Genomic DNA, 759 nt, shown 5'->3' with positions numbered 1-759 from the left:
TCGAGAACAAGCCGTCCAACCCCAGCGACCCGCACGACGGGGCCTACACCGCGGCGCGGCTGGCCCGCGACGAAGGGGTGCCCATCTCGACGATCTCGTTCGGCACCAAGACCGGCGAGATCGAGATGGACGGGCAGCGGGTCGCGGTGCCGGTATCGACGGACCAGATGAAGATGATCGCCAAGCTGTCCGGCGGGCAGTCCTACACCGCCGGCACCGTCGACGAGCTGTCCAAGAGCTACAACGCCATCGAGAAGGACATCGGCTACCGCACCGTGCCGGGTCCCGGCAGTGCCGGGTGGTTGCGCCTGGGCGTGCTCACCGCCCTGATCGCGACGGCGCTGGCGCTGCTGATCAACCGGCGGCTGCCGGTCTGATCGCTCAGGAGGGCAGCCGGCGGTTCAGGAACAGGCCGGCCAGGACGGCGCCGGCCATCGCGACGGCCCCCAGCAGCATCCAGGCCAGGCTGGCGTCGCCCTTGACGGTTTCGTAGCCGATCTGGCGCTGCAGGGTCGCGTAGACGTCCTTCAGCGACTCCAGGCTGTCGGCGTGGAACGACTGGCCGTCGGTGATCTCGCAGATCTTCTTCAGCGTCTGATCGTCGACGGGAACCGGGATGGTGGCGCCCTCGTACTCGACGGTGCCGTACGGCGTGCCGAACGAAATCGTCGAGATCTGCACGCCCTTCGTCGCGGGCCAGCCGCGCCGCGGTGTAGGCCCCGTCGTGCGGGTCGCTGGGGTTGGACGGCTTGTTCTCCT

General features: G+C 68.8%; 2 pseudogenes. One reads left to right on the top strand and one right to left on the bottom strand.

The annotated features are described in order from the left end of the window. Window positions 1–377, top strand: a pseudogene (locus tag A5680_RS14000) (hypothetical protein); the annotation flags it as partial. Between the two features lie 4 nt (window positions 378–381). Here the strand turns inward: A5680_RS14000 and A5680_RS13995 are convergent. Beyond that, window positions 382–759: pseudogene (locus A5680_RS13995) on the bottom strand (hypothetical protein); the annotation flags it as partial.

Origin of the sequence: Mycobacterium sp. E2989 (genome assembly GCF_001667595.1) — a bacterium.
GTDB lineage: Bacteria > Actinomycetota > Actinomycetes > Mycobacteriales > Mycobacteriaceae > Mycobacterium.
The sequence above is the reverse complement of the archived record's forward strand: the minus strand, read 5'-3'. Positions and strand labels throughout refer to the sequence as shown.